Source organism: Paenibacillus sp. KS1 (assembly GCF_001680695.1).
Classification (GTDB): domain Bacteria; phylum Bacillota; class Bacilli; order Paenibacillales; family Paenibacillaceae; genus Paenibacillus_B; species Paenibacillus_B suaedae.
In genome coordinates this window covers 1-589 of sequence record NZ_MAIS01000287.1, presented here as the reverse complement: position 1 = coordinate 589, position 589 = coordinate 1, and the positions used below count along the sequence as shown (strand labels likewise).

The following is a 589-nucleotide window of genomic DNA, read 5'->3' as shown; positions in this document are numbered from 1 at the left end:
ACGGAAAATGTTCGGAACCTGTTCCTCTTGTACCAATGGATTGCCCCAGATACCGTACGTATAGCGATTCAGTACATTGCCTTGGGCATCCCGGATTTCCGTAATGTCGCCGTGTCCGTTGGATACGTAGTACTGCATACCTTGTCCCGGAACCTGACGAGCCAGCAGCTTGCCGTAATCGTCATGGACATACGATGCTGTAATCGTGATGCTGCCGTTCCCTTCCACCTTGCCTTCCGCTACGATTTTCGCCCGATCATCGTAGTAGTAACGGGTCGTCACACCGTTTTCGGCGCGCTCCACCATCAGGTTATCGCCGTTGTAGCGGTAGCTGACGGCCTTGCCGTCTTCCGTCGTGACTTGGGTCAGGCGGTTGTGGCTGTCGTACACGTAGCTGGCTCCCTTGATGTTCGGTACCTGATCGCTTTGCAGGGTGCTGCGGTTATCCCGCTGGTCATACGAATATGCCTCATTGAACTGACTTGATGTCTTGATTCGGTTCAGCGGATCGTAGCTAAATTGATAACCTGCTCCATTATCATTCTTCGCTACAATGTTGCGGTTGTTATCATAGGTATAGCTGTAGTTT

Annotated in this window: 1 pseudogene; it reads right to left on the bottom strand. The window is 51.6% G+C overall.

Features of this window, described 5'->3' with window-relative positions:
* Positions 1-589 (bottom strand): annotated as a pseudogene (locus BBG47_RS28345) (RHS repeat domain-containing protein); the annotation flags it as partial.